This is a genomic window from Psychrosphaera saromensis, from assembly GCF_002954545.1.
Classification (GTDB): domain Bacteria; phylum Pseudomonadota; class Gammaproteobacteria; order Enterobacterales; family Alteromonadaceae; genus Psychrosphaera; species Psychrosphaera saromensis.
On sequence record NZ_MSCH01000003.1, the window covers coordinates 1,606,978 to 1,631,293 of the forward strand.

Consider the following 24,316-nt stretch of genomic DNA (forward strand, 5'->3'; position numbering starts at 1 on the left):
GTATTTAAAAAGGATAAATACAAGATGTTTGGCTCAAGCCATTGCAGCAAAATACTCAGTGCGTTACCGCCCAATAGGCTTTTAGCGCTAGATGTCTTTCGTGGTTTAACCATTACCGCTATGGTGCTGGTGAATAATCCTGGAACTTGGGCTTATGTTTATCCTCCAATGTTACATGCCACCTGGCATGGATGGACGCCAACCGATCTGATCTTTCCATTTTTTATTTTTATCATGGGCATTTCCATCGCTATTGTGATGAATAGAGCAATAGCCAATGCAACTGATAAATCAGTCTTAATCAAAAATGCGTTAATAAGAGCCTTAAAGCTATTTGGTTTAGGTTTGTTTTTAGCCTTGTTCTATTTTAATTTTGTTGATGTTAGTTACAGCTGGATTGAAGCTAAACTGCAAACAGTCAGGGTTATGGGGGTATTACAACGCCTTGCAATTGTGTTCTTTTTTACAGTGTTAATTGTTTTATATTTTGGACGAGTCGGTCGGGCCGTTTGGATTGGCTGTTTACTACTAGGTTATTGGGGCATCATGATGCTTGTCCCTTATAGCGACGATTATGGCAATGTGTATCAAGGTTTATTGCAACAGGGCAACAGCTTAACCGCCTGGTTAGATAATTATCTGTTGGGTGCTAACCATGTGTATTACGCCAAAGCCGTGCCTTTTGCCTTTGACCCAGAAGGCATACTCAGTACGTTGCCTGCAATAGCCGGTGCGTTAGCGGGCGTATTTACTGGCGATTTACTATCAAGTGATGAAGTCGAAAATAGCAAGTCAGTGACAAAGGCGTCAGCATCTCATTCTTTAACTCACCTCTTAATAAAACAAAGTAAAATCATGCTGGCGTGGGGGTTATGTTTAATTGTCATAGGCGAGTTATTCGGCTTAGTGTTCCCTATAAACAAAACATTATGGACCTCAAGTTTTGTGATAATGACAACCGGCTGGGCATTGGTAACGCTGGCGATATTAACTTGGTTAATCGACATTAAAGGCTGGAAAAACTGGAGTGCACCTTTTGTGGTATTCGGGGCTAATGCACTTTTGTTTTTTATCTTCTCTGGCATTGTCGCTCGAGTGTTATTAATGATCCCCGTGGGAAAAATTAACTTACAAGCTTGGATATATGTAGAGCTTTATCAACCTGTATTTGGCAGCTTAAATGGCTCGTTAGCTTACGCGATTAGCTTTTTGTTATTGTCTTATCTGGTTATGCACCTGTTATATAAACGCAAAGTTTTCTTTAAAGTCTGATGGCTTTTATAGTTCTAGATTAAAAACCCGAATTGTAGATAGTTATAGACATAAAAAAACGTTTCCTTGGAAACGTTTTTTTATGTTTTTAATAATGACTTATTACTTCCTGAATTCAAGAATTAAATCATTATTAAACCAGCAAAGATGTAAGCTGCAATAGTTAACCCGCCGGCAAACAAAGCATACGGTAACTGAGTTTGCACGTGTTCTAACAAGTCGCAGCCTGACGCGACAGAACTTACCGCTGTGCTATCTGATATTGGTGAGCAATGATCACCAAACACTCCACCGCCTAATATAGCGGCTAAAATAAGTGGCGCAGGTAAATCCAGATTAACCACAAGTGGCATGCCTATTGGGATCAAAATAGCGAATGTGCCCCAACTAGTCCCTGTAGAAAATGAAATCAAACCACCGGCAACAAACAACACCGCTGGGATCAAGAAATACGGTAAAGACTCAGCCACCAAGTTAGAAATAAATATACCGGTTCCCAGTACCTTCAAGCTTGCGCCCAAGGCTAAAGAAAACAGAACTATCATAACTAAAGGTAATAATTCAGCCATGCCAGAAAAGCCTATGGTAGTCATTTTTTTATGGGTAAATTTCTTACTGCCAACCATCATTGCATAAGAAACTATACAGGCAAGCGCCGTGGCGTATAACACCGACTTAGAACCTGAACCGTTAATAAAGTCGCCATTACCAGTTAAAAACATAAAACCAATCATTGAAAACGACATCACCAATAAAGGCACTAACATATATCTTGGTTTAGATGGTTCTATCTCAAGCTCAAGTTGAGTGGTTGTTTTAGACTGATTTAACTCAGCCTGCTTTAATGGGCCATGAGTTTTGTCGGTTACGACAGTGTAAAGGACAACCGCCAACGTAATTAAAGCGTAAAAGTTAAGTGGGATAGTTTGCATCAGAGTCGAAATAGTCGACTGTTTTAATTCGTATTCACTAATTAACGCCAGTACATAAGCACCCCAGCCATTAAGTAAAATTAAAATACAAATTGGTGCACTGGTACTGTCGATAATATAAGCCAGTCTTGCACGGCTCATATTAAATTTATCAAACAAGCCGCGAGATAAAATACCCGCCATTAACATGCTTAAGTTTGACTCTATGAAAATAAACACACCGGTAAAGAAAGCAAGCAATCGAGCTCGGCGAGGATTACCACTGAGGCCTTTTTCAACTAAAAATTTAACCGTCGCAGACACACCACCGGAATAGCGCATAAATGCGAGTAATGCGCCGACTAACAATGAAAATATTAATATTCGAGTATTGCCACCATCAGAAAATACAGCAACAACCCGCTCAATACTGGAAATTGCAAAGCCAGCTAAGCTAGTTAAACTGTCGTCTTGGCTTAATAGTATTAAAAACTCAGAACTGAAGATGGCAGTTAATAATGCCAGAATAACTTCTTTTTTCCACAATACGACGGCGATAGCCAGAAGGGGAGGAATTACCGTAAACCAATCAGACACTATGTCTCCTATCTCGTTAAACGAGTTCTTATTATTTGAGTTTTATTAAATATAAATGCTGGCGGAGTAAAAGTACGCCGGTCAATAGGCTCTCATTCTGAAAGACCTGATGCAAAAAAGATAGCCCTAAAAGACAGAATGCCTTAAAAAGCCAGATCAATGACAGTAACTTTTTATTCTTAACCTGCATTTCAGCTCATTAGCTGCAAAAAACAAACACAAAAAAACCTGCAAATTGCAGGCTTTTTATAAAACTGAAGCTTTTAAAAGAGGTTTATTTCTTTGGAAGTTCAATTTTTTGGTTTTCACTTTGTTTGAATAAAACTAGCGTCTTTCCAATTAATTGGATTTTTTCTGCTTTGCTTTCTCTAACAATCGCTTCAACGTATAACTTAAGTTCTTCACGGTCTTCACAAGGAATTTTAACTTTAATTAATTCATGCACAGCAAGTGCATTTTCAATTTCAGCTAATACGCCTTCAGTGAAACCGTTATTGCCAAGTTGTACAACTGGCTTTAAAGAATGGGCTTCGCCCTTTAAAAATTGGCTTTGTTTTTTACTTAGATTCATTTTGTCACAAATTTAACAATGATAATTACTTGAATTACCGCTATTCTACCCCACCTTTAAGTTATTACCAATTTATAAGCGCTTTTATTAGGTAAATAGTATGGCAAAAGATAGTAAGTCGGCCAGTAGCAAAAAATGGCTACAGGAACATGTAAACGACAAGTACGTAAAAGAAGCAAATAAAAGAGGACTTCGTTCTCGCGCTTATTTCAAGATAGAAGAGTTGCAAAAGAAAGATAAACTAATGAAATCAGGTGATACACTGGTAGACTTAGGTGCAGCTCCAGGCGGTTGGTGCCAATACGTTGTTAACGAATTAGGCGACAACGGAACCGTAATCGCTTGTGATATTTTGCCAATGGATCCAATGGCAGGTGTCGACTTTTTACAAGGTGACTTTCGTGAAGAGTCAGTACTTAATGCCTTGTTAGAGAGAATTGGCGGAAAAAATGTTGATTTAGTGATGTCGGATATGTCGCCAAACCTAAGTGGTAATGATACCGTAGACCAAGCTACCTCCATGTATTTGGTCGAATTAGCATTGGATATGTGTCATCAAGTATTGAAACAAAATGGTAAGTTCGTAGTTAAAGTGTTTCAAGGCGAAGGTTTTGAGCAGTTTATGGCAGATGTGAAGTCTGCATTTAAAGTAGTAAAAATTCGTAAACCAGATTCTTCAAGAGCCCGTTCACGGGAAGTGTATTTGGTAGCGACAGGTTACAAATTATAGTAATCTTCTTTTAATTTATTTGACTAGAGGTTTTTCCCTTGAGTGATATGGTAAAAAATTTATTGTTATGGTTGGTTGTTGCCATTGTTTTGATGTCCGTTTTTCAAGGCATAGTGCCAGGCGATAATGACGAAGACACAAATTCAAACTACACCCAATTTATTCAGGATGTTCGACAAGGGTTGATCAGAGAAGTTAAAATTGAAGATCGTACTATAACTGGTTTAAGACGTTCAGGTGAGCGTTTTGAAACGTATATTCCTACAGCATACGATAAAGACTTATTGAATGACTTAATTGAACAGAATGTTCGTGTTGTTGGTGTACCACCAGAAGAACGTTCAATATTAGGTCAAATCCTAATTTCTTGGTTCCCAATGCTGTTGTTAATCGGTGTTTGGATCTTCTTCATGCGTCAAATGCAAGGCGGCGGCGGCAAAGGTGCTATGTCCTTTGGCAAATCTAAAGCGCGCTTAATGGGCGAAGACCAAATTAAAACTACATTTAAAGATGTAGCCGGTTGTGATGAAGCCAAAGAAGAAGTTCAAGAGTTAGTAGAATACTTGAAAGACCCTGGTAAATTCCAAAAATTAGGCGGTAAAATTCCTAAAGGCGTATTAATGGTAGGCCAACCTGGTACAGGTAAAACGTTATTAGCTAAAGCCGTTGCTGGTGAAGCTAAAGTACCTTTCTTTGCAATCTCAGGTTCTGACTTTGTTGAAATGTTTGTTGGTGTTGGTGCATCTCGTGTACGTGACATGTTTGAACAAGCTAAAAAAGCAGCACCTTGTATTATATTCATCGATGAAATCGACGCAGTCGGCCGTCAACGTGGTTCAGGCCATGGTGGTGGTAATGACGAACGTGAACAAACACTAAACCAAATGTTAGTTGAAATGGATGGCTTTGAAGGTAATGAAGGTATTATCGTTATTGCAGCCACTAACAGACCTGATGTACTAGACGCTGCGTTATTAAGACCAGGGCGTTTTGACCGTCAAGTTGTTGTAGGTTTACCGGATGTTCGTGGTCGTGAACAAATTATTAAAGTGCATATGCGTAAAGTTCCATTAGCGGACGACGTAGAACCAAACTTTATTGCTCGTGGTACTCCAGGATTCTCTGGTGCTGACTTAGCTAACTTAGTTAATGAAGCTGCATTATTTGCTGCCCGTCATAATAAACGTGTTGTTGATATGCAAGATTTTGAAAAAGCCAAAGACAAGATCATGATGGGTGCTGAGCGCAAAAGCATGGTTATGTCTGAAGAAGAAAAAACCAATACTGCATATCATGAAGCAGGACACGCTATTGTTGGTCGTTTAGTTCCTAAGCATGACCCAGTTTATAAAGTAAGTATTATTCCACGTGGCCGTGCGTTAGGTGTGACTATGTACTTACCAGAGGAAGACAAATACAGCTCTTCACGTGTTGAGTTAGAGTCTAACATTGCTACTTTATTTGGTGGACGTATCGCAGAAGAGATCACGTTAGGTGCCGCAGGTGTTACAACTGGTGCATCAAACGATATCGAACGTGCTACAGACATCGCTCGTAGAATGGTAACTGAGTGGGGCCTTTCAGAAAAATTGGGTCCAATTAAGTATAAAGCAGACAGCAATGGCATGTATTCTGGTGAAGCACCAAATTCAATGTCAGCTGAAACCACTCGCGACATTGACGCTGAAATTAGATCGTTAATCGAAAGAAATTATCAGCTTGCTGAAAAAATCTTAACTGAAAATCGTGATGTGTTAGAGACAATGAAAGACGCATTAATGAAATACGAAACAATTGATGCGAAACAAATTGACGATCTGATGAATAGAGTTGAGGTTCGTGAACCTGCTTCTTGGGCTGCAGATAAAAAAGAGAAAGACAGAGCTGACTCGGATAAGAAAGATTCTGATAAAAAAGACTCGGACAAAAATGATTCAGCTAAATCAGACTCAGATAACACTAAACAAGATGATGCAAAAGATTCATCGGATAGTGATACTGATTCAAAACCGTCTGACTCATAATACTGTCTGACTTTATACTAAAAAAGACAGACCTTAATTAAGGCTCCGAAAGGAGCCTTTTTAATATGAATGAACCGCTAGCCTTATAGCCTTATAGCCTTATAACCTTATAGCCTTATAACCAGATTATAAAAAACAGAATATAAATGACCCGTAAAATCGACTTTCAAAATATCCCACGACCGTTAGTAATGGGAATACTTAATGTAACCCCAGACTCTTTTTCCGACGGTGGTCGTTTCTCTCATTTTGATAACGCACTCAAACAAGTTGAACTTATGTTACAACAAGGTGCCGATATAATAGATATTGGTGGTGAGTCTACTCGCCCAGGTGCACAAGCTGTTAATGTTGATCAAGAGTTAGAACGCGTTATACCAATCATTGAAGCGATTAAATCTCGATTGGATTGTGCCGTGTCGTTAGATACAAACAAAGCACAAGTGATGCAAGCGGGTATTGATGTTGGTGTCGATTTAATTAATGATGTGTGCGGCCTTGAAGGTGAGGGCGTGTTAAAGGTCATTGCTAATAGTAATGTGCCTGTGTGTATTATGCACATGCAAGGTTCACCAAGAACCATGCAAAGTAACCCAATTTATAATGACCTAATGCTTGATATCACCCAGTATTTTGCAAACAGAATTGCTGAGTGTGAAGCGTTAGGAATAGACAAGAAACGAATAGTTATCGACCCAGGTTTTGGCTTTGGTAAAACCTTGGCGCATAATTATCAGCTGTTAGCTGAACTAGAAAAATTCAAACAGTTAGAATGTTCTATATTAATTGGCCTATCGCGTAAGTCGATGATTGGCAATTTACTCGACATTCCCGTCGACAAAAGACTCGTTGGTAGTATTGCCGCGGTTACGTTAGCACTGAATAACGGTGCTGATATTGTTCGAGTACACGATGTAGAAGAAACCAAACAAGCAGTACGCATCTTTAATGCGATGAGATATGGAGTAGAAAATGACTAAAAAGTATTTTGGCACAGACGGTATCCGAGGTTTAGTCGGAAAGGCACCAATTACCCCTGAGTTTGCCCTTAAATTAGGTTGGGCTGCAGGTAAAGTATTTGGCGCAAATGGCAAAGGGAAAGTGTTAATTGGTAAAGACACACGTATCTCAGGCTACATGTTAGAAACGGCACTAGAAGCAGGCTTAATCGCCTCTGGTGTCGATGCAGGTTTGTTAGGCCCTATGCCAACACCTGCTATTGCATATTTAACCAAAACCTTTCGTGCAGACGCTGGCATAGTGATCAGCGCATCGCATAATCCATATTACGATAACGGCATCAAATTCTTTTCAAAAGACGGTACCAAGTTACCAGATGAAATTGAGTTTCAAATTGAAGCCTTATTAGAGCAAGAGATCACTTGCGTTAGCTCCGACCAACTCGGTAAAGCGTTTCGTATCAATGATGCCGCAGGACGTTATATCGAGTTTTGTAAAAGTCGATTTGCGCCTGACTCATTAAACGGCATGACTATCGTTGTTGACTCAGCAAATGGTGCAACGTACCACATAGCGCCAGAAGTCTTTTCAGAACTTGGTGCCAATGTTATTCCAATTTTTAATAAACCAAACGGCATCAACATAAACGAAAAATGTGGTGCAACTCACACTGAAGAGCTACGCAAACAAGTGTTAGAGCACAAAGCTGATGTAGGCATTGCGTTAGACGGTGATGGCGATCGCATTATCATGGTGGATGAAAACGGTATAGAAGTTGACGGTGACGAACTGGTTTACATTGTTGCCAGACACGCACTAACACAAGGTAAGTTAAACGGCGGTGTGGTTGGTACATTAATGTCTAACCTAGGTCTTGAAGTTGCCCTTAAAAAATTAAGCATTCCATTTAAACGTGCCAACGTTGGTGACCGTTACGTGATGCAATTATTAAAAGAAAATAATTGGTCAATTGGTGGCGAAGGTTCAGGTCATGTTATTAACCTTGAGCACATACCAACAGGCGACGGTGTTGTCTCTGGTATTCAAGTATTGGCCGCTATGGTTGAAACGGGCATGAGTTTGTCAGAGTTAAAATCTGGTATGGAAAAATATCCGCAAAAGCTAATTAACGTTCGTTACGCAGATAATAAAGCGCCATTAAACGTTGAAGAAGTTAAACAAGCCATTGCAGATGCAGAGCAAGAATTAGGTGAAGACGGGCGTATTTTAATTCGCAAGTCTGGGACTGAACCGCTAATACGTGTGATGACTGAAGGCAAAGATGCAGACCTTATTGTGAGTGTTGCTGAAAAAGTCGCACAAAAAGTCAGAGAATTCGCATAATATTTGCTTAATAAGAGTAAGCATCTCTTGTAACTTTTGGCGAGGTTAGATACTATCTCGCCCCTAAAAACTAGGAGAGATTTAATGTCCACTCGATTACCTCTAGTTGTAGCAAATTGGAAATTAAATGGCGACCGCGACCTACTAACCAATATGGTTGAACGTTTAGATACATTAAACGCAGAACAAGTAGAAGCTGTAATTTGCCCTCCATTTGTATATTTAAGTGAAGATACAGCGAGCATCCAAAAAGGCGCTCAAAATATTGCAAGCCAAGAGTCAGGTGCATTTACCGGTGAAATATCTGGAAGAATGTTACGTGATGTTGGCTGTTATTATGTAATAGTTGGCCATTCAGAGCGTAGAGCTTTGTTTGGTGAAACCGACGACATAGTGGCAGAAAAAGTTAAAGCAACACTAAGTGCCGGGCTAATCCCTATCATTTGTGTTGGTGAAACAGATGAAGAAAGAGAAAATGGCGAAACTTTAACGGTGATCACTCGCCAAGTTAAAGCGGTATTAGATGTACTTCCTTCTTTTTCAGATAGTATAGTATTTGCTTATGAGCCGGTTTGGGCGATAGGCACAGGTAAAACGGCCAGTTGTGAACAAGCAGAAGATGTTCATAACGAAATACGTCAAATATTAGCTGGTTACAATCATGAACTAGCCAATACCACCCGTATTTTATATGGCGGCAGTGTAAACCCTGGAAACAGTAAAGAATTATTTGGTAGTGACAACATCGACGGCGGCCTTATTGGCGGAGCTAGTTTAGATGTTGACTCTTTTATGACAATTTGTGAAAACGCAGTAGCTTAGGAAACAAGCATGTACGAGATTTTAATTGCAGTTTATTTAGTAATCGCTTTAGCCTTAATTGGTTTGGTGTTAATCCAACAAGGTAAAGGCTCTGATATGGGCGCTTCATTTGGCGCAGGCGCATCAGCAACTTTATTCGGCTCTAACGGTTCAGGTAACTTTTTAACTAAGACCACAGCCATTCTAGCGACCTTGTTCTTCGTTATCAGTATCTTCCTAGGAAGCTTAACGGCAAACTCTACTAAAAGCGATGACGGTGCTACTGAAATGGCGACAAGAGTTGCAGAAAAAACAGTAGCTCCAGAGACAGACATGCCAGTAACGGAAAACACTGACTCTGATCTTCCAGCTGCAACAACGACTGAAGATGAAAAATCAACAGACGTACCTGCTGCTACAGAAGATAAAACATCTAACTAGTTAGATTATAAAAACTACGCGGATGTGGTGGAATTGGTAGACACGCAGGCATGAGGTGCCTGTGCCGCAAGGCGTGAGAGTTCAAGTCTCTCCATCCGCACCAATACAAGGTTCTAATTTGGTTTAGAACGTCCAGAAAGCCCAGCACTGATAAGGTGTTGGGCTTTTTTGTTGTCCTAAGTTATTTCATAGTGTTTTTTGTAATCCACATGTTTTAGTGGTATTTATAGTGGTGTCAGATCAAATCAACAAAGAGCGACCCCACTAAAATGGCTAGAACAACGACTCCACTTACAAATACGCAAGTAAAACAATCAAAGCCAACTGATAAACGTCAGAAGTTATCAGACGGTGGTGGTCTTCAACTTTGGATAAGTCCAAATGGCTCAAAGTCTTGGATGCTAGATTATATTCATCCAATTACCAAAAAACGTTTGTCTATGAGTTTTGGTATTTATCCAGCGGTATCTTTAGCTGATGCTCGTAAGAAAAGAGCGGAAGCAAAAGAACTCATAGCCAATGGTATAGATCCTAAAGAACACAGAGAAGACCAAAGCAGGCTGCAAGAACTTACTAACAGCCATACTTTACAAACTGTAGCTTCTGATTGGTTTGAAATTAAGAAGAGCAAAGTTGCAGAAACAACCTCTAAAAGCCTTTGGCGAAATTTCGATAAACATCTATTTCCCAAATTAGGCCACCGCCCAATAGATAAGTTTAATCCTAAGAGATCAAGCGCTCTTAAATTATCCTTTGATATAGGAATTTGATGATGAAAAAGAACAGTACGAAAAACGCCCGAATTCTCTATGAATATACCAAGTATTTAGGGGAAGCTAAACAGCTTGATCAATCAACAATTGATGGGGTAATGAAGTCAGTTAATCGCTTTGAAGAATTCTCTAATTATCTTGATTTTAAAAAATTTAGGGCAAAGCATGCAATAGGATTTAAGAAGCATTTGACGAGACAAAAGTCAGCCGTTACAGGAGAAGAATTAAGTAAGGCAACTGTCCTTACTACTATTCGAAACTTGAAATCGTTTTTCCAATATCTAGTAACGCAAAAAGGTTTTCGAGCAAAAATTAACTATTCCGACATTGAGTATTTTAACTTATCGGAAAAAGATACTCGGATTGGCAACGCCAAGCGAAAACGTAATGTCGCAACGATTGACCAAATAATGCAAACAATGGAGGCGATGCCTTTTACAACAGAGATTGAAAAGCGTGATAGAGCTTTAGTGGCATTTACCATCTTAACTGGTGCAAGGGATGGCGCTGTAGCTTCGGTTAAAATTAAGCATATTGATCTCACTGAACAATGCTTCTATCAAGATGCGAGGGATGTAAAAACTAAGTTTAGTAAGACCTTTAGCACATATTTTTTCCCTGTAGGTCAACTTCCGTCACAAATTTTGGCTGAGTGGATTGAGCATTTGGTTAAAGAACATGGGTATCAGCAATCGGATCCTTTGTTTCCTAAGACTAAGTTAGCACATAATAAAAATCAGCAATTTGAAGCTGTAGGTTTGCTGAAAGAACATTGGAGCAATGCAAACTCAATTCGTAAAATTTTTAAACATGCTTTTGAAGCTGCTGGTTTTCCTTATTTTAATCCACATAGCTTTAGGAATACGTTAGTCAGGCTAGCCGAGAACCTTTGCCAAACTCCAGAAGAGTTTAAAGCATGGAGTCAAAATCTAGGGCATGAGAGTGTTCTTACAAGCTTTTATAGTTATGGTGATGTACCAGATTACAAACAGGCTGAATTGCTTCGTAAATTATCAAAGCCTGCTGAAAAGGTTTCTCCAGATATTGAAGGGCAGTTCAAACAATTTATGGAGTTTCAAGAAATGATGGCGAAAAAGTAACTATCTGAAGTTAATGTTTTAAACGTACATTTTAGGCATAGTCAAAGTGTACGTTCATCATTTAATAGTATTATGTTCATTTTAAGTTGTATTTTATTAACTGTACGTATATTGTTATGACATCTAAGACTTAAAGTGAACAGTTTCTAGGAATAATTATGAATGGTAAACAAATTGGGTATATTCGTGTTTCAACAATAGAACAAAACACAGAACGACAATTACATGAAATATCATTAGACGAAACGTTCACTGATAAATGTAGTGGCAAAGATACAAACCGACCAGCACTTCAAGAGCTAATAAAATTTGTTAGAAAAGACGACACTGTACATGTCCATGATATTAGCCGAATGGCCAGAAACACTGAAAACCTTCTAACACTTGTTAAGGAACTAACTGATAAAGGCGTTAAGTTAATATTCCACAAAGAATCTTTAACGTTCACTGGCGAAAATAACCCTATGCAACAACTCATGCTGACAATGTTAGGTGGTATCTATCAGTTTGAACGTTCTATGATGCTTGAGCGTCAACGTGAAGGTATAGCTATAGCCAAACAGAAAGGAAAATATAAGGGGAAACCCGTTAATAAAGAGTTAAACGAAAATATTCAATTACTTGCAAAGAATGGTGTGAATAAATCTCAAATAGCCAAACAACTGAACTGTTCCAGAACAACTGTTTATAAGACACTTGCTAGCAATAGTTAATATCTAAAAATATGTCGTATCTTAGAATAACTTCAAAACACAATAGAATTAAGCCTCTTTGCTAGATTAGAAAGTACGTTGTAATCGAATGTTTCCCTTATATCTAACCCCATATGTTCCCATAAGAAGATAAAACAAAAATAGCTAAGAAATAAATGCTAAGTAAAGATTGGATTCCTGATATAACACTAAAGAGCCCGTTTGGTCTATATGTAAAAGCTGTTGGTTGAATTCGCGCTAGCCAGTTTCCAACATTTAGATCTCTCCAACCAAAATGGAAAGAGGATAAAATACTGAACCAAATAGCGTGGACCAAAACTAATAATATGTGTTTTATATTTATTGAGCTATCCGGACCATAAGGAGCGAGCTCACTTTTATGGAGATATAAAGTTCTAAGAAGGTTCTCGTTTCTATATGAACCAGCTTCGAAGTATTTGACATCTAATTTATAGGTAGGATCAATATTAGGTGTTACTAAAGTTATACTTCCTATCCATCGTAAATTAAATTTAACCTGAAGTAGTAGCACTGTTCCATATATGAAACTACAGATTACTAACGTATATAATAACAAAGCTAAAGAACCACTGGGGTTTACTCCATATTCAACTGTTAGATCAAATGCTAACCATCGAATATATGCACCTATTAACTGTATAGTATTTTGTGGGTTCTGAAATGTTTCTTCATCTTTACCCTTTTGAATTACGTAGGTTAGTTCTCTAGCTTCTCTTTCATATCCATTTTCTCGTAAATGTTTTCTCAATAACATCAGTGTTGGAGGGAAATTTAGATGGTCTGAATAATCATAAACTAGTGATTTGATATTTTTGGCACCTTTGATGTCTGCAAATACTAGTTCTTCCTGATTACACTTGAGTTCTTGGGTTTCGTAATTGAATTCGCACGATGGCCCATGGAATGAAGCTCCAGTTATATTAGTACATTTAGTTACATTATCTGGTAAACATCCAAAACTTGCATTGGTTAAATTAGTACCATGCAAAGTTGCTCTATACAGGTCTGCACCTCTTAAATCTGTCTCTTCTAAGTTAGCATTATTTAATTTTGCAATATTGAATTTTGCATTTCTTAAATTTGACGAGCTAAAGTCGGTGTCTTCTAGGCTAGACCAAAAAAATTTAGTATTTTCAGCATCTGCTGAGGAAAAGCCCGAGCCTCTAAAATTAACGCTATGTAAATTTAAATTTCGTAGATTAAAGTAGGGTAAGACCTTTCCTTCTAAAGTGAAAAAGCATAATTTTTTTGAAGATTGAGACTCAGCTCGTTCTATAAACAAATCTATATTATTAGCTTCTTTTTTTCTTTGTTCTAGTGAGAGATATTCACATGGATAAATGCGAGTAATGTCATTTTTATAAGCTTTTGCAGGAAAAATAAATGTTAATAATATAAGAATAATGTTAATTCTGAAGAGTAATGACATTAAAAGTCCATTGTATTTTAGGTTTAATTCTACATTATACTGTTTTGATATGTAGTTTTGGGGAAATTCAATATATGATCTGAGCCATATTTATAATTGAATTTTCTGTATAGTGGTGCCTTTAGTGGTGTGTTTATATTTATTAAAAAAATAAATGTTATTTATTAATACGTTACGTGTTATTAATGAGTCTCTCCATCGCACCAATACAAGGTTCTTTGGTATTGTTGTTATAACATTGAAGAGCCACAAAAGCCGAAAGTGCCTAGAAATAGGACTTTCGGTTTTTTTATGTTTTTTATTTAGTTAAGTTACTGTTAAATCGTATTTATATGAACTTTGAGGTTTCGCCCCTCGGCAAGTTACCTTTTTGCAACAGCTCAAAAATGTAACCGAAAAAAGCCGCTTCCAACCAAAATCCAATACTTCATTAAATAGTTATTTTTGTTTACCAAGCTTTTTGTTCCAGACAAAAGCTTAAGTTACTACATCCATGTAACTAAAAAACGGACTGAAAAGTCGTCCTTTGGTCATCTAATAATACATCCCTGCATGATGACATCCCATCATCCATGATGTGAACAAACAGTCCTTTCTCAGCATCCATGCTTCGAATTTAATAAAAAATAATATTTAACGAAGTGATTTTGTGATGGAGAGGTAAAACAGAATGTTTAAAACTTAATTGTAATAAAACTGTTTTATTAATGAACTTATCTGTTTAATGTATAAGATTAAATTAATGACGATGTATCTTTAGTTTATTTTTAAATATGCTTTATCTATCTCATGGCCATTAAAAATTGTCATGAGTAGGTTTAATATTGACAAGGAGTAGTTTAAGTTCAATGAATATGTTATCCAGTGAAGATGTTATAAGAATCCATGAACGGTTAACGTTGGAAGCCTTTGATTCTGATGATCCGATATCCCCACCTGGAGTCAAAAATGAAGGGATGCTTGAATCAGCAATATCACGACAATACTCTGGGTTTAAAGATGTTCTTAAATACCCAGATTCAATTAGTAATGCTGCAACTCTGTGTTATGGAATTTGTAATAATCATCCACTCCACAATGGAAATAAAAGAACCGCATTAGTCGCTATGCTTTGCCATTTAGATAAAAATGGACTTACATTTACTGCTGCTGTAACCCAAGATGAGCTTTATACATTTATGCTTAAGGTTGCGAAACATACTTTTTCTGGAAAGAAAAAAACTAAAGGTTTCAATGATGTTTCCGATGCAGAAATAAGTGCAATGAAAAAATGGATAAAAAAAAGAACAAGGAAAATATCCAAGGGAGACCGTTCAATTTCCTACAAAGAGTTTGAAAGATTACTTAAACAGTACAATGTGACGTTTGAAAATCAAAAAGGCAACTATGTCGATGTATTTAAAATTGAGATGGAAAAGCGACGGAAAGGTTGGTTTGGTTATGAGCAGGTACAAGTAAAAAGAAAAGTAGCTAATATTCCATATTGGCCTAGTCGAAGTGTGGGCAAAAATTTGATTAAATCTGTTCGAAAAAAAACAAATCTAACTTATGATTATGGTATAGATTCAACATTGTTTTATGGTAAAGAAGCAACACCAGATGACTTTATAATGAAATATAAGAAAACGTTAAGAATGTTAGCAAAAACCTAGTGCTAGCATTTTATTCTAAGTCATAGATATTTAAATATAAAAACCGGCTCTATTAGCACTCTAGATAGTTGGTAATGTTTGTTATTACATCCAATGGTTGTTATTGATTAAGTAAGGTGTATAATTTCGCGTCACTTTTACAGCTTAAGGGGGTTGTTATGTCAGCATTACAAAAAACAAACGATACATTCCTTTTGACGGATTACGATCCTAATACGGAGGTTAAATCACGCCCGTATCTTGGGAAGCATAACGCTGTTGTTACTGCTGCGCTGAAAGAAACAACTAAAAAGTTTGAACGTGCGATTGAGGAATTAGCTACAATATAAGGGTGGTAATTATGGCAAATGGAGACGCCACTAAAGGAATAAGATGGCTTGTTAGTGAAGACCTTATTTTAATAAATAAGAAAGCTTTATCATTTACCCCTTATGAAAAATTTAGCGTTAATCGCAATATTCTAGATGGTGCACAGCAAAGACCCAATACATTTAGCTACTTTGAAAATTGCAAAGATGTTTATGTTTTAGCCGCCCAATTAATGATTTCAATTAATAAAGCTCATGCATTCGGAAATGGTAATAAGAGAACTGCATTTATTGCATCTGTCATCTTCTTAAGAATTAACGGATTTATTTTCTCTCCTCAAGAGATTGAAATTTTGCAGTTTTCTCATGATATTGCAACTAAATGCCCCCTTGCGAATGATCCATATCACTTACAATCTTGGTTTAGACATTATTCAACGCCCTCTAAATACCCTATTGGAGTGCGATCTCAGCTAGAAGATTTGCCTTTCACTATTCCTACATTATGGCGAAAGTAGTATTTTGTAGACGTTTCCTTTCGCTGATGAACTTAGTGAAAATGGGAGTAGAGCACTTTGACTTATCACAAAATTAATGTGGTCAGATGAATCAATGGGCTAGAGCAAATTGATTGTTAATTTAACATTTGCTCAAGATTATTTTGTTCACTATACTTTCCCATAACAACACCCCTCCCGCTACCCTAAGAACAGCGCCCTGCGAGGGGGGAATTTTTTCTAGACCTTCAAAAAGATTTAAAGCATGGACTTCGCTAAAAGATCTCTCACATTTGAAAACCAATGGCGTCAAATCACTTTGATTGTTAGCAATCCTCCAAAGCTAGCTTTTCGGCTAGCTTAATTTTTATTTAGCATGTTATTAACTTATTTCCCTAGCCTTTTAGGTGATTTCAAAATTAACTCTCACGTAAATATTTACTTTGTTTTTTACTAAAAAAACAGGGATGTTAATATGATTAATACTTCATCTTGGTTTGGTGTTAATTTATTGAACCAAAAACAAATTATTTAACTTATACTGTTGTTGAACATTACGGAGAGTATGAAATTAAAAATTTAACAATCGCCTTTTATCTGTTGTTAACTGTTGTCTTTTTTTACAGTACTTCAGTGCTGTCAGCAGAACAGAGCCCGGAGCCGTCAGCTGAGCAAGGAATAGAGCCTTCAGTAGAGCTGCGCCAAAAAATACCTGCAAAATACAAACAAGAGTTGTTTGCAGGGCAAGGGCAAGATCCTTCAGAAGTTCTTACTGTTGTGGGGCTGAGCGAAAATCTGCCTTTTAGCTTTATCTTACCCGACGGCACTTTTAGTGGTTTGTATATCGAGTTCTGGAAGCTTTGGTCTAAAACAAATGGTGTGCCTATCCGTTTTGTTATGGCGCCTTTACAAGATAGCTTAGAACTCATAAAGCAAAAAAATACTATCCATTCTGGATTATTCCGTACCGATGCGCGTGCAGAGTGGGCTGATTTTTCACTCCCTATTCATAATGTGCAAACAGGTATTATTTATAATCGTTCAATTAGTGAAAAATCCAAACTCAGAGACTTAAAGTATTTAGTTATCTCTGCGCAACGTAACAGTTACCAAGAATTCTACGTAAGAGAAAAGTATCCTGAAATTGAGTTATCTACGTTCAGCAATCTTGATGAAGGGATTGAGCAGTTAGTGGATAATAAAATTCAGGCTGTGATTGCTGAATTGCCTAGCGCTTTTGCCCATATCGCTAAAAAAGGCTTAAGTGGCGTATTTACCATTTCCAATGAAGTAATTGTTTCCAATAATGTATTTGCTCTTATGGCGAAAGGCCAGCCTGAATTATTAGCTAAAGTTAATGCGGGTATAGAAAATATCCCTATTAATAAAATCATAGATTTAGAGAAAAAGTGGCAACCTAGGTTAAAGCCTTTTTTTGAGACTGAATCTACAGTTTCTACTTTAACAGGGGCTGAACGAAAGTGGTTGTCACAGCATGCTTCTTTTAGTTTAGGTATTGATAGTCAATGGGCACCGTTTGAGTCGTTAAATGAGTTGGGCGAGCATAGCGGTATAACTGCTGATTATATTAAGTACGCAGAGCAAGAATTAAACATCGACTTTACTCCAACGCTAGGAATGACCTGGTACGAGGGATTTGAACAATTCAATCAAGGTAAGATTGATATCATGTCAGCGGTTTTCTATACGGAAGAAAGAGCCAAGACCATAAATTACACAAATGCGTATTTTGATATTCCTTCTGTATTAGTTATTAAGAAAACGGCTTTTTATGCTGAAAACTTAGCCTCGTTAGGTGGCAAAAAGCTTGGGATAGTTGAAGGGTATGTGTTTAAAAATCTAATTCATCAAGATCATCCAACTATAAATATAGTTGATGTTAACTCAGTTGAAGATGGGCTTAGAAAGTTACAGTCCGGTGAGATTGATGCGTTTATTGATTCTATTGCTGTTATTAATTATGAAATCAATGAAAACGAAATTAACGATCTGGTTATCACTTCATTTACCCCTTATACGCTTGAGTTAAACATGGCCGTTCGTAAAGGACTTGAGCCATTGGTATCTATTTTAAATAAAACCTTTGCTGCAATGACTGAAAAACAAAAGTCGGCAATCGCGAATAATTGGTTATCTATTCATGTTCAGTCGGGAACCAAATTATCAACCATTATTGCATGGGTATTACCTATCACGTCATTGTTGATATTGATCATCGTTATCTTTTTCCGCATGAACAAAAGACTCAAAGTTGAAATTGACGCACGTGTGGTTAACGAGCAAAAACGAATAACCGCTCAACAAGATTTAGCCGCTCAAAAAACAGCAATGGATCAACATTCGCTGGTTTATGTAACGGATGTAAACGGTATTATTACTTATGTTAACAATAAGTTTTGTGCCAGTAGCGGTTATAGTCGTGAAGAATTAATTGGCCAAAACCATGATATTTTAAACCCTAGTGATCATTCAAAAGATTACTGGCGCAATATGTTGCTTGGGGTTTCCAAAGATGAATTCTGGCACGATGAAGTACGAAATAAAGCAAAGAACGGCCAACTGTATTGGGTAGATACTACCATAGTGCCACTTTACGATAATCAGCAACAGTTGAGCGGCTTTACTTCAATTAGTACTGATATTACTCATCAAAAAGAAATCATAGCGCGTTTAGCTGAAGCAAAAAAACAAGCTGAAGTAGCCAATGAGTCAAAAACCAATTTCTTAGCCAATATGAGTCACGAAATTCGCACGCCAATGAATGGCGTAATTGGTATGACAAATCTGTTATTGGATACACAGTTAAATCCTGAGCAGAGTGGTTTTGCCAAAACCGTAAGAAACAGTGCGGAATCATTATTAAGTGTAATTAACGACATTCTTGATTATTCAAAAGTGGAAGCGGGCATGTTAGAGCTTGAACCACTTGAATTTGATTTGTCGGTATTGCTACACGACCTAGGCAGTAGTTTGGCTTTTCAGGCTCACAACAAAGGCTTAGAGCTTATTTGTCCGGCTAACTTAATGCCGTCTCAGTCATTTATTGGCGACCCTGGCCGTATACGACAAATACTCAATAACTTAGTTGGTAATGCGATTAAATTTACCGAACAAGGCGAAGTATCAGTACACTGTAAAGTGCAAGGTGCCAGTTTAAACTCAACCACCTTGTTCTTTGAAGTAACCGACACCGGTATTGGCCTTTCGCAAGAAGATCAAAATAAACTGTTTGAACGTTTTAGTCAGGCGGATGGTTCAACTACTCGTAAATATGGCGGCACAGGATTAGGCTTATCCATAAGTAAGCAATTAGTTGAGCTTATGGGCGGTAAAATAGGAATAAACAGTGTTAAAGGTGAAGGTTCAACATTCTGGTTTACAGTGAATGTGGCCAATTCCAGCAAAAAGTTAATTACAGAATCTTATGACAGTTTAAAAGACCAAAAAATACTGGTGGTTGATGATAATTTAACCAACCGTACATTGTTAGGTTTACTGCTTACTAAGTGGAAAGTTGAACATACTTTGGTCGACAGTGGGCCGCTTGCGCTAGAAGCTCTAAGACAAGCCGTTGAAAAAGACGTTCCTTATAATATTGCTATCCTCGACATGCAAATGCCTGAAATGAATGGTTTTCAACTTGCTGAAAAAATTAAGCAAGATAGTCGCCTTTGCTCTGATCTGAGCTTAATGATGCTGACATCACAAGGTAAACGTGGGGATGCGACAAAATTAAAGGCCGCTGGCTTTAGTGGCTATCTTAATAAACCGATAGATCAGTCTATTCTTTACAATAGTTTACTCACCATAACTGGGGTTAATTCTCCAGATCAATCGTTAATCACTGCCTACAGTGCGCGCGAGTATCCAAAATTTAAAGCAAGAATATTGGTGGTTGAAGACAATCCGGTTAATCAAAAAGTGGCTCAAGGTTTATTGAAAAAGTTTGGCGTTCAAGTCGATTTAGCTGCAAATGGACAAGAAGCTTTGCACTCGTTAGAACATTTACCTTTTGACTTAGTTCTAATGGACTGTCAAATGCCAGTAATGGATGGTTATGAAGCGACTCAACAAATTCGTCTTGAGGACTCTAAAGTCCTTGACCGTGGAATTCCAATCATAGCAATGACGGCAAATTCAATGCAGGGCGATAAAGAAAAATGTTTGGCGGCAGGAATGGATGATTTTATTTCTAAGCCGGTAAGCCCAAGTAAGTTACAAGAGGCATTAACGCGTTGGTTATCCGAATTTAAATCTTAAATTAATTTAAGTAGATGATCACAGGCCCATCAAAAGTATTAAGTGCAAATCAAGTTTAGACGTATTAATAAGTCGGTTAACTATAAACTTCTTGTATCTAATTGTTTTATGGGTGATATTTAGACAGTTTTTTATTTGTAGGGAAGTACTATGAAGTCGATTAAATCAAATTTCAAAGAAAGTTTTTTATTCAAATCTGCGGTTACCGCATTTTTATTTTCTATATTACTCGGTTGTACTAGTAACTCTGATGAGTCAGCTGAAGAAACTGTAGCCACAACTCCAGAAGTTGTCGTTGCTCCTCTTGCTGAGCCAGAAGCCGCTCCTGTTGAAGTCGAAGAGCCTGAACCAACTCCTGAGCCTGAACCAAAACCTGCACCTCAGCCAATACCAGCTCCAATTGTGGTTAAGCAAGAAGTTGCAGCGCCTGCGGCGGACAAACTAAAAACGGTTAAGAAAAAGGTTGTAGTTGAAGCTGAAGTAGAAGATGACTTCCAAGACGTTCGATTAGATTTACCTGAACCACAAGAACTAGGTTTAGAAGATCCTGAAGAACAAGAACAAGTTGTTGAGTTCGATATCACTTCGGACGATGCCCTAGTGCTAAATGGCGACGATGACGAACTTAATGATGCTAGTGAGCCGTTAGTTGCAGAGCCGGTTGAAATGACAGACCGTGAAAAAGATATTCAATTAGCTGCTCGTGTCGATAGAGCTTTAACTAGATTAGCAAACGCAAAATATACATTTAACCCGAAAAAAGAATTGGTTGTTGGTGATGCATTTGAAGTTGAAGCGGTAATGCAGTTATCTAGTCTTATCAATCAAGATTCTGGTTTACTGCCAGATGTTGAGTCTTTGGTAGGCCAAATGAAAGTTGATGAGTTTGTTCACATTGAACTAGAAGCATCAAACTCTGAAGCACTTACTATTGTAGCGGTTTCAAATCCTGATCAAGCAATCTCAACTTCTTTTACGCCTAAATGGCGTTGGTCTGTATTGGCTAATCAAGAAGGCGCACATAAAATATTTTTAAAAGTAACACCTTTTATTAATCTAGAAAATCGTGATGGTAGCTTAGTTAAAAATGAAGGACGTAAGAAAACCATCATTGAAGACCTTAACGTAGTCGCTAAACCATTCAATTTCTGGGACTGGATCACAACCACAGTTGGGATGATAAGTGCCATTATTGCTATTTTGGTAGTTGGTGGCTTAATCGTTGTCGTACCTAACTTAGTTAGCAAAAAGTAGACGTTAAATAGTTAACAACATGATGTAACTAAAGCGATAATTTTACATAAAAAAACCAGTCTAATGACTGGTTTTTTTTGCTTTCAGCTTTTAAACGGGATGTTTAAAAGCCTAACTTTTAAAGCTGACATTTTAAGGGTCATAGTTAAAGTACTCAATGGCCGTTAAAGCAAAGCTAGCTGGAACGTTGGAGCTTTATTAGCTGAAACGTACATTGGATCAAGCTGCTGTACCTGAAAGGCACAACAGCTCCCGCTAGGCTTACTTCAATATAGTCACTTTAGGTGGTTGCATTGCAATGATCATATCGCCTACATCCGGTACGTATTCACCATTTACGGTAAATGGAATAACACGAACGTAATCTTCATCCTCAAGGTGTTGTAACACAAATAAAGGAATTGCCTCTTTATTCACTTCTAAATAATTATCCCAAGTAAATGCCTCAGCGAGTTTAGTGGCACTGACTTTTCCGCCTTTGGCAATTAAATTACTTAACACCGAAAACGATACATTAGCGCCAAATAAGTTTTGACGAGACAAGAAGGTCAAGCTGTCGTTATTGGCTCTTGAATGGGCACTTGACGATTTTAATGAGTAAACGTTTTTCTCACCAAGAATATGCGAGAAGTATTGCACACCCAAAGCATTGTTATGGCGATTAGGCGACAAACCTATTAAGGTTTTTAAGTTCGACATAGGTAAGAAGCGCTCTGCTTGAGCCGCTTGTGGATTACCAAAATAACTTTTAAGTCCAACCATACGTGCTAAACGACAGTTTTCCCAAGCAGGGTCTGAAAGGTACACATCCACTTCTTGCTCTTGCAGCACTTTAGCAATGGCACGGGCAACGTGGTTGGCTCCAATAATAATAACGGTAGATGGTCTTTTTTGACGTATCTTTAATAACTTAGCCAAAGGAATGGCCGTTAAGCTTTGCAGTACAACCGTCACAATGATCACGAGGAAAATAATAGGCACTATTTTATCAGCACCTTGTATTCCAGCCTGGCTCATACTGAGCGCAAAAACAGAACCTACTGCAGCGGCAACTATGCCACGCGGTGCAATCCAAGATAATATGGTTTTAGCACGCCAGTTTAAGTTTGATTTATAGGTGGAAAGCGCAATACAAATAGGGCGCGCCACAAACAAAACAATTAACATAAAGAATATGACATTAGGGCCTAATAGAAGTAACTCTGAAATCTCTAATCGGGCGGCGAGTAAAATAAATAATACCGAAATTAGTATTTGCGAAAGGTCTTCTTTAAATTCAAGAATGGAGTCGAGCTCTAAGTCGTCTTGATTAGCTAAGTAAATACCAAATACGGTGACCGCTAATAAACCAGACTCGTGGCTAATGGCATTAGAAATGGTAAAACTTATTAATACAAAAGATAACACGCCAAACTTTTGCAAATTATACGGCAGCCACTCTTTTTGAATGACCAAATTGGTAATGTAACCGGCAACTATACCTATACTAAGACCAAGCCCTACAGTAGTTACTAAGGCAATTAAGGTATGACTGAATACACCAGAAGTACCAGATAACATTACGGCTTCAAAAACCAATACCGCAAACAGTGCGCCAATTGGGTCAATGACGATACCTTCCCAACGTAAAATTCTGTCTATCTCTTCAGTTGGTCGCATGGCATTTAATAGCGGAGCGGTCACAGTTGGACCTGTAACCACCAACACGGCACCAACAACAGCAGCAATGCGCCAATCTACTCCAAGTAACCAATAACAGCTGTAGCCGATTATGATGGCTGTGGCTATCATGCCAATTGAGCAAAGATTCCGTACTACGTTACCTATGCCTTTAAGTTCTTTAAAATGTAAGGTTAGTGAACCTTCAAATAAAATAACCGCAACGGATAAGGATATTATTGGGAATAACAAATCACCAAAAATAGCATCTGGGTCAACAACAGAAAAAACAGGTCCGAGTAATAAACCTGTAACTAAAAGAAATAGGATTGCTGGTATTCGAGCTACCCAAGCTAACCACTGTGCTAACAAGGCACATAAGCCGATACCTGCAATATATAATGCTGTCATTTAATGCTCTTTAATTTGAAATGTTGTATTGAATAACTCAATAAGTATGAGGGTAAATATTGTGGTGTAAAAGTTATTTATAAAAGACTTTAATTTAACTATCACTCATCACGTTTGTATTGTTGTTTATCTTATTCAGCGCGCTGGTTTATTCCGTGCGCTGGTTTATTTAGTAACTGGCTTATTTAGTAACAGTTAATGGCAAACCTTTGTCTACCCAATCCAGCATGTCACCTTGTAAATGTAATATATTGGTCACGCCATTTTTCATTAACATATTTTCTGCTTTTGTTGCACGTGCGCCACTTCTGCAATGAACAACTAGTGGTTTATCTAATGCTTTTAATCTTTCTACTTCATCTAATACCGCGTAATGAGGAATATTGATTGCACCTGCAATATGACCTTCGGCAAATTCGTCAGCCGAGCGCACATCTAATACTACATAGTCTTGTTGGTTTTTTAGCAATTCAGCGGATGTGATCAGCTTATTGGTGCCGCTGTAACCTGCAAACACCGAGGTGCTAAACAACATGGTGATGAACAATAGTAATTTTTTCATTTTAA

Annotated in this window: 20 protein-coding genes and 1 tRNA gene; 16 read left to right on the forward strand and 5 right to left on the reverse strand. The window is 37.7% G+C overall.

Annotated elements, in window-relative coordinates; all coding sequences use genetic code 11:
- Positions 1-24: 24 nt before the first annotated feature.
- A complete protein-coding gene (locus tag BTO11_RS07415; protein ID WP_105052005.1) occupies positions 25-1,272 on the forward strand; it encodes an acyltransferase family protein in 1,248 nt (415 codons plus the stop codon).
- A 122-nt stretch (positions 1,273-1,394) separates the two neighbouring features.
- On the opposite strand, the gene BTO11_RS07420 is transcribed toward BTO11_RS07415, so the two are convergent.
- Together BTO11_RS07420 and yhbY are read right to left on the reverse strand one after the other, a co-directional pair.
- Positions 1,395-2,780, reverse strand: a complete 1,386-nt coding sequence (locus tag BTO11_RS07420) for a Na+/H+ antiporter NhaC family protein (protein ID WP_105052006.1) — start codon at positions 2,778-2,780, stop codon at positions 1,395-1,397.
- A 274-nt stretch (positions 2,781-3,054) separates the two neighbouring features.
- Positions 3,055-3,351: a ribosome assembly RNA-binding protein YhbY gene (yhbY, locus tag BTO11_RS07425; protein ID WP_105052007.1), complete on the reverse strand. Its 297-nt coding sequence runs from the start codon at positions 3,349-3,351 to the stop codon at positions 3,055-3,057.
- Positions 3,352-3,451: 100 nt separating this feature from the next.
- Here yhbY and rlmE point away from each other — a divergent pair, with 100 nt between their 5' ends.
- The 10 genes from rlmE to BTO11_RS07475 all read left to right on the forward strand — a co-directional run bounded on the left by rlmE (position 3,452) and on the right by BTO11_RS07475 (position 12,237).
- Complete coding sequence (rlmE, locus tag BTO11_RS07430) at positions 3,452-4,081, forward strand: 23S rRNA (uridine(2552)-2'-O)-methyltransferase RlmE (protein ID WP_105052008.1); 630 nt, start codon at positions 3,452-3,454, stop codon at positions 4,079-4,081.
- Between the two features lie 47 nt (positions 4,082-4,128).
- The gene (ftsH, locus tag BTO11_RS07435) at positions 4,129-6,105 is read left to right on the forward strand and encodes an ATP-dependent zinc metalloprotease FtsH (protein ID WP_105053695.1); all 1,977 of its coding nucleotides are present in this window, start codon (positions 4,129-4,131) and stop codon (positions 6,103-6,105) included.
- A gap of 146 nt (positions 6,106-6,251) precedes the next feature.
- The gene (gene folP / locus BTO11_RS07440) at positions 6,252-7,085 is read left to right on the forward strand and encodes a dihydropteroate synthase (RefSeq protein WP_146105469.1); all 834 of its coding nucleotides are present in this window, start codon (positions 6,252-6,254) and stop codon (positions 7,083-7,085) included.
- Entirely contained in the window at positions 7,078-8,409 is a 1,332-nt protein-coding gene (glmM, locus tag BTO11_RS07445; RefSeq protein ID WP_105052009.1) for a phosphoglucosamine mutase, read from the forward strand. The genes folP and glmM overlap by 8 nt, the downstream gene beginning before the upstream one ends.
- 84 nt (positions 8,410-8,493) lie before the next feature.
- Entirely contained in the window at positions 8,494-9,231 is a 738-nt protein-coding gene (gene tpiA / locus BTO11_RS07450; RefSeq protein WP_105052010.1) for a triose-phosphate isomerase, read from the forward strand.
- Between the two features lie 9 nt (positions 9,232-9,240).
- Complete coding sequence (gene secG / locus BTO11_RS07455; RefSeq protein ID WP_105052011.1) at positions 9,241-9,651, forward strand: preprotein translocase subunit SecG; 411 nt, start codon at positions 9,241-9,243, stop codon at positions 9,649-9,651.
- Positions 9,652-9,669: 18 nt separating this feature from the next.
- Positions 9,670-9,754: transfer RNA gene (locus tag BTO11_RS07460), tRNA-Leu, on the forward strand.
- A gap of 166 nt (positions 9,755-9,920) precedes the next feature.
- Complete coding sequence (locus BTO11_RS07465; RefSeq protein ID WP_105052012.1) at positions 9,921-10,421, forward strand: integrase arm-type DNA-binding domain-containing protein; 501 nt, start codon at positions 9,921-9,923, stop codon at positions 10,419-10,421.
- Positions 10,422-10,423: 2 nt separating this feature from the next.
- Positions 10,424-11,524 (forward strand): tyrosine-type recombinase/integrase, encoded by a 1,101-nt coding sequence (locus BTO11_RS07470; RefSeq protein ID WP_105053697.1) that lies wholly within the window; start codon positions 10,424-10,426, stop codon positions 11,522-11,524.
- A 158-nt stretch (positions 11,525-11,682) separates the two neighbouring features.
- Positions 11,683-12,237 carry a recombinase family protein gene (locus tag BTO11_RS07475; RefSeq protein WP_105052013.1) on the forward strand — a complete coding sequence of 185 codons (555 nt, stop codon included), beginning with the start codon at positions 11,683-11,685 and terminating at the stop codon, positions 12,235-12,237.
- 103 nt (positions 12,238-12,340) lie between these two features.
- Here the strand turns inward: BTO11_RS07475 and BTO11_RS07480 are convergent, their stop codons facing one another.
- Positions 12,341-13,687, reverse strand: coding sequence for a pentapeptide repeat-containing protein (locus tag BTO11_RS07480; RefSeq protein ID WP_105052014.1), 1,347 nt, complete (start codon positions 13,685-13,687; stop codon positions 12,341-12,343).
- Positions 13,688-14,535: 848 nt separating this feature from the next.
- On the opposite strand from BTO11_RS07480, the gene BTO11_RS07485 reads away from it, so the two are divergent.
- The 5 genes from BTO11_RS07485 to BTO11_RS07500 all read left to right on the forward strand — a co-directional run bounded on the left by BTO11_RS07485 (position 14,536) and on the right by BTO11_RS07500 (position 21,679).
- Positions 14,536-15,339 carry a type II toxin-antitoxin system death-on-curing family toxin gene (locus tag BTO11_RS07485; protein ID WP_105052015.1) on the forward strand — a complete coding sequence of 268 codons (804 nt, stop codon included), beginning with the start codon at positions 14,536-14,538 and terminating at the stop codon, positions 15,337-15,339.
- 158 nt (positions 15,340-15,497) lie between these two features.
- Complete coding sequence (locus BTO11_RS16480; RefSeq protein ID WP_181135867.1) at positions 15,498-15,668, forward strand: hypothetical protein; 171 nt, start codon at positions 15,498-15,500, stop codon at positions 15,666-15,668.
- Positions 15,669-15,679: 11 nt separating this feature from the next.
- Entirely contained in the window at positions 15,680-16,165 is a 486-nt protein-coding gene (locus BTO11_RS07490; protein ID WP_105052016.1) for a type II toxin-antitoxin system death-on-curing family toxin, read from the forward strand.
- Between the two features lie 612 nt (positions 16,166-16,777).
- Entirely contained in the window at positions 16,778-20,425 is a 3,648-nt protein-coding gene (locus BTO11_RS07495; protein WP_146105470.1) for a response regulator, read from the forward strand.
- Positions 20,426-20,575: 150 nt separating this feature from the next.
- A complete protein-coding gene (locus tag BTO11_RS07500; protein ID WP_105052018.1) occupies positions 20,576-21,679 on the forward strand; it encodes a hypothetical protein in 1,104 nt (367 codons plus the stop codon).
- 261 nt (positions 21,680-21,940) lie between these two features.
- On the opposite strand, the gene BTO11_RS07505 is transcribed toward BTO11_RS07500, so the two are convergent.
- Entirely contained in the window at positions 21,941-23,749 is a 1,809-nt protein-coding gene (locus BTO11_RS07505; RefSeq protein ID WP_105052019.1) for a cation:proton antiporter, read from the reverse strand.
- 181 nt (positions 23,750-23,930) lie between these two features.
- Complete coding sequence (locus BTO11_RS07510) at positions 23,931-24,311, reverse strand: rhodanese-like domain-containing protein (protein WP_105052020.1); 381 nt, start codon at positions 24,309-24,311, stop codon at positions 23,931-23,933.
- Positions 24,312-24,316 lie beyond the last annotated feature (5 nt).

What these genes read in the sequence shown, in the direction of transcription:
- BTO11_RS07415 (WP_105052005.1), top strand. Translation starts at nt 25, where the DNA reads ATGTTTGGCTCAAGCCATTGCAGCAAAATACTCAGTGCGTTACCGCCC.
- yhbY (WP_105052007.1), bottom strand. Translation starts at nt 3,351, where the DNA reads ATGAATCTAAGTAAAAAACAAAGCCAATTTTTAAAGGGCGAAGCCCAT.
- rlmE (WP_105052008.1), top strand. Translation starts at nt 3,452, where the DNA reads ATGGCAAAAGATAGTAAGTCGGCCAGTAGCAAAAAATGGCTACAGGAA.
- ftsH (WP_105053695.1), top strand. Translation starts at nt 4,129, where the DNA reads ATGGTAAAAAATTTATTGTTATGGTTGGTTGTTGCCATTGTTTTGATG.
- folP (WP_146105469.1), top strand. Translation starts at nt 6,252, where the DNA reads ATGACCCGTAAAATCGACTTTCAAAATATCCCACGACCGTTAGTAATG.
- glmM (WP_105052009.1), top strand. Translation starts at nt 7,078, where the DNA reads ATGACTAAAAAGTATTTTGGCACAGACGGTATCCGAGGTTTAGTCGGA.
- tpiA (WP_105052010.1), top strand. Translation starts at nt 8,494, where the DNA reads ATGTCCACTCGATTACCTCTAGTTGTAGCAAATTGGAAATTAAATGGC.
- secG (WP_105052011.1), top strand. Translation starts at nt 9,241, where the DNA reads ATGTACGAGATTTTAATTGCAGTTTATTTAGTAATCGCTTTAGCCTTA.
- BTO11_RS07465 (WP_105052012.1), top strand. Translation starts at nt 9,921, where the DNA reads ATGGCTAGAACAACGACTCCACTTACAAATACGCAAGTAAAACAATCA.
- BTO11_RS07470 (WP_105053697.1), top strand. Translation starts at nt 10,424, where the DNA reads ATGAAAAAGAACAGTACGAAAAACGCCCGAATTCTCTATGAATATACC.
- BTO11_RS07475 (WP_105052013.1), top strand. Translation starts at nt 11,683, where the DNA reads ATGAATGGTAAACAAATTGGGTATATTCGTGTTTCAACAATAGAACAA.
- BTO11_RS07480 (WP_105052014.1), bottom strand. Translation starts at nt 13,687, where the DNA reads ATGTCATTACTCTTCAGAATTAACATTATTCTTATATTATTAACATTT.
- BTO11_RS07485 (WP_105052015.1), top strand. Translation starts at nt 14,536, where the DNA reads ATGAATATGTTATCCAGTGAAGATGTTATAAGAATCCATGAACGGTTA.
- BTO11_RS16480 (WP_181135867.1), top strand. Translation starts at nt 15,498, where the DNA reads ATGTCAGCATTACAAAAAACAAACGATACATTCCTTTTGACGGATTAC.
- BTO11_RS07490 (WP_105052016.1), top strand. Translation starts at nt 15,680, where the DNA reads ATGGCAAATGGAGACGCCACTAAAGGAATAAGATGGCTTGTTAGTGAA.
- BTO11_RS07500 (WP_105052018.1), top strand. Translation starts at nt 20,576, where the DNA reads ATGAAGTCGATTAAATCAAATTTCAAAGAAAGTTTTTTATTCAAATCT.
- BTO11_RS07505 (WP_105052019.1), bottom strand. Translation starts at nt 23,749, where the DNA reads ATGACAGCATTATATATTGCAGGTATCGGCTTATGTGCCTTGTTAGCA.
- BTO11_RS07510 (WP_105052020.1), bottom strand. Translation starts at nt 24,311, where the DNA reads ATGAAAAAATTACTATTGTTCATCACCATGTTGTTTAGCACCTCGGTG.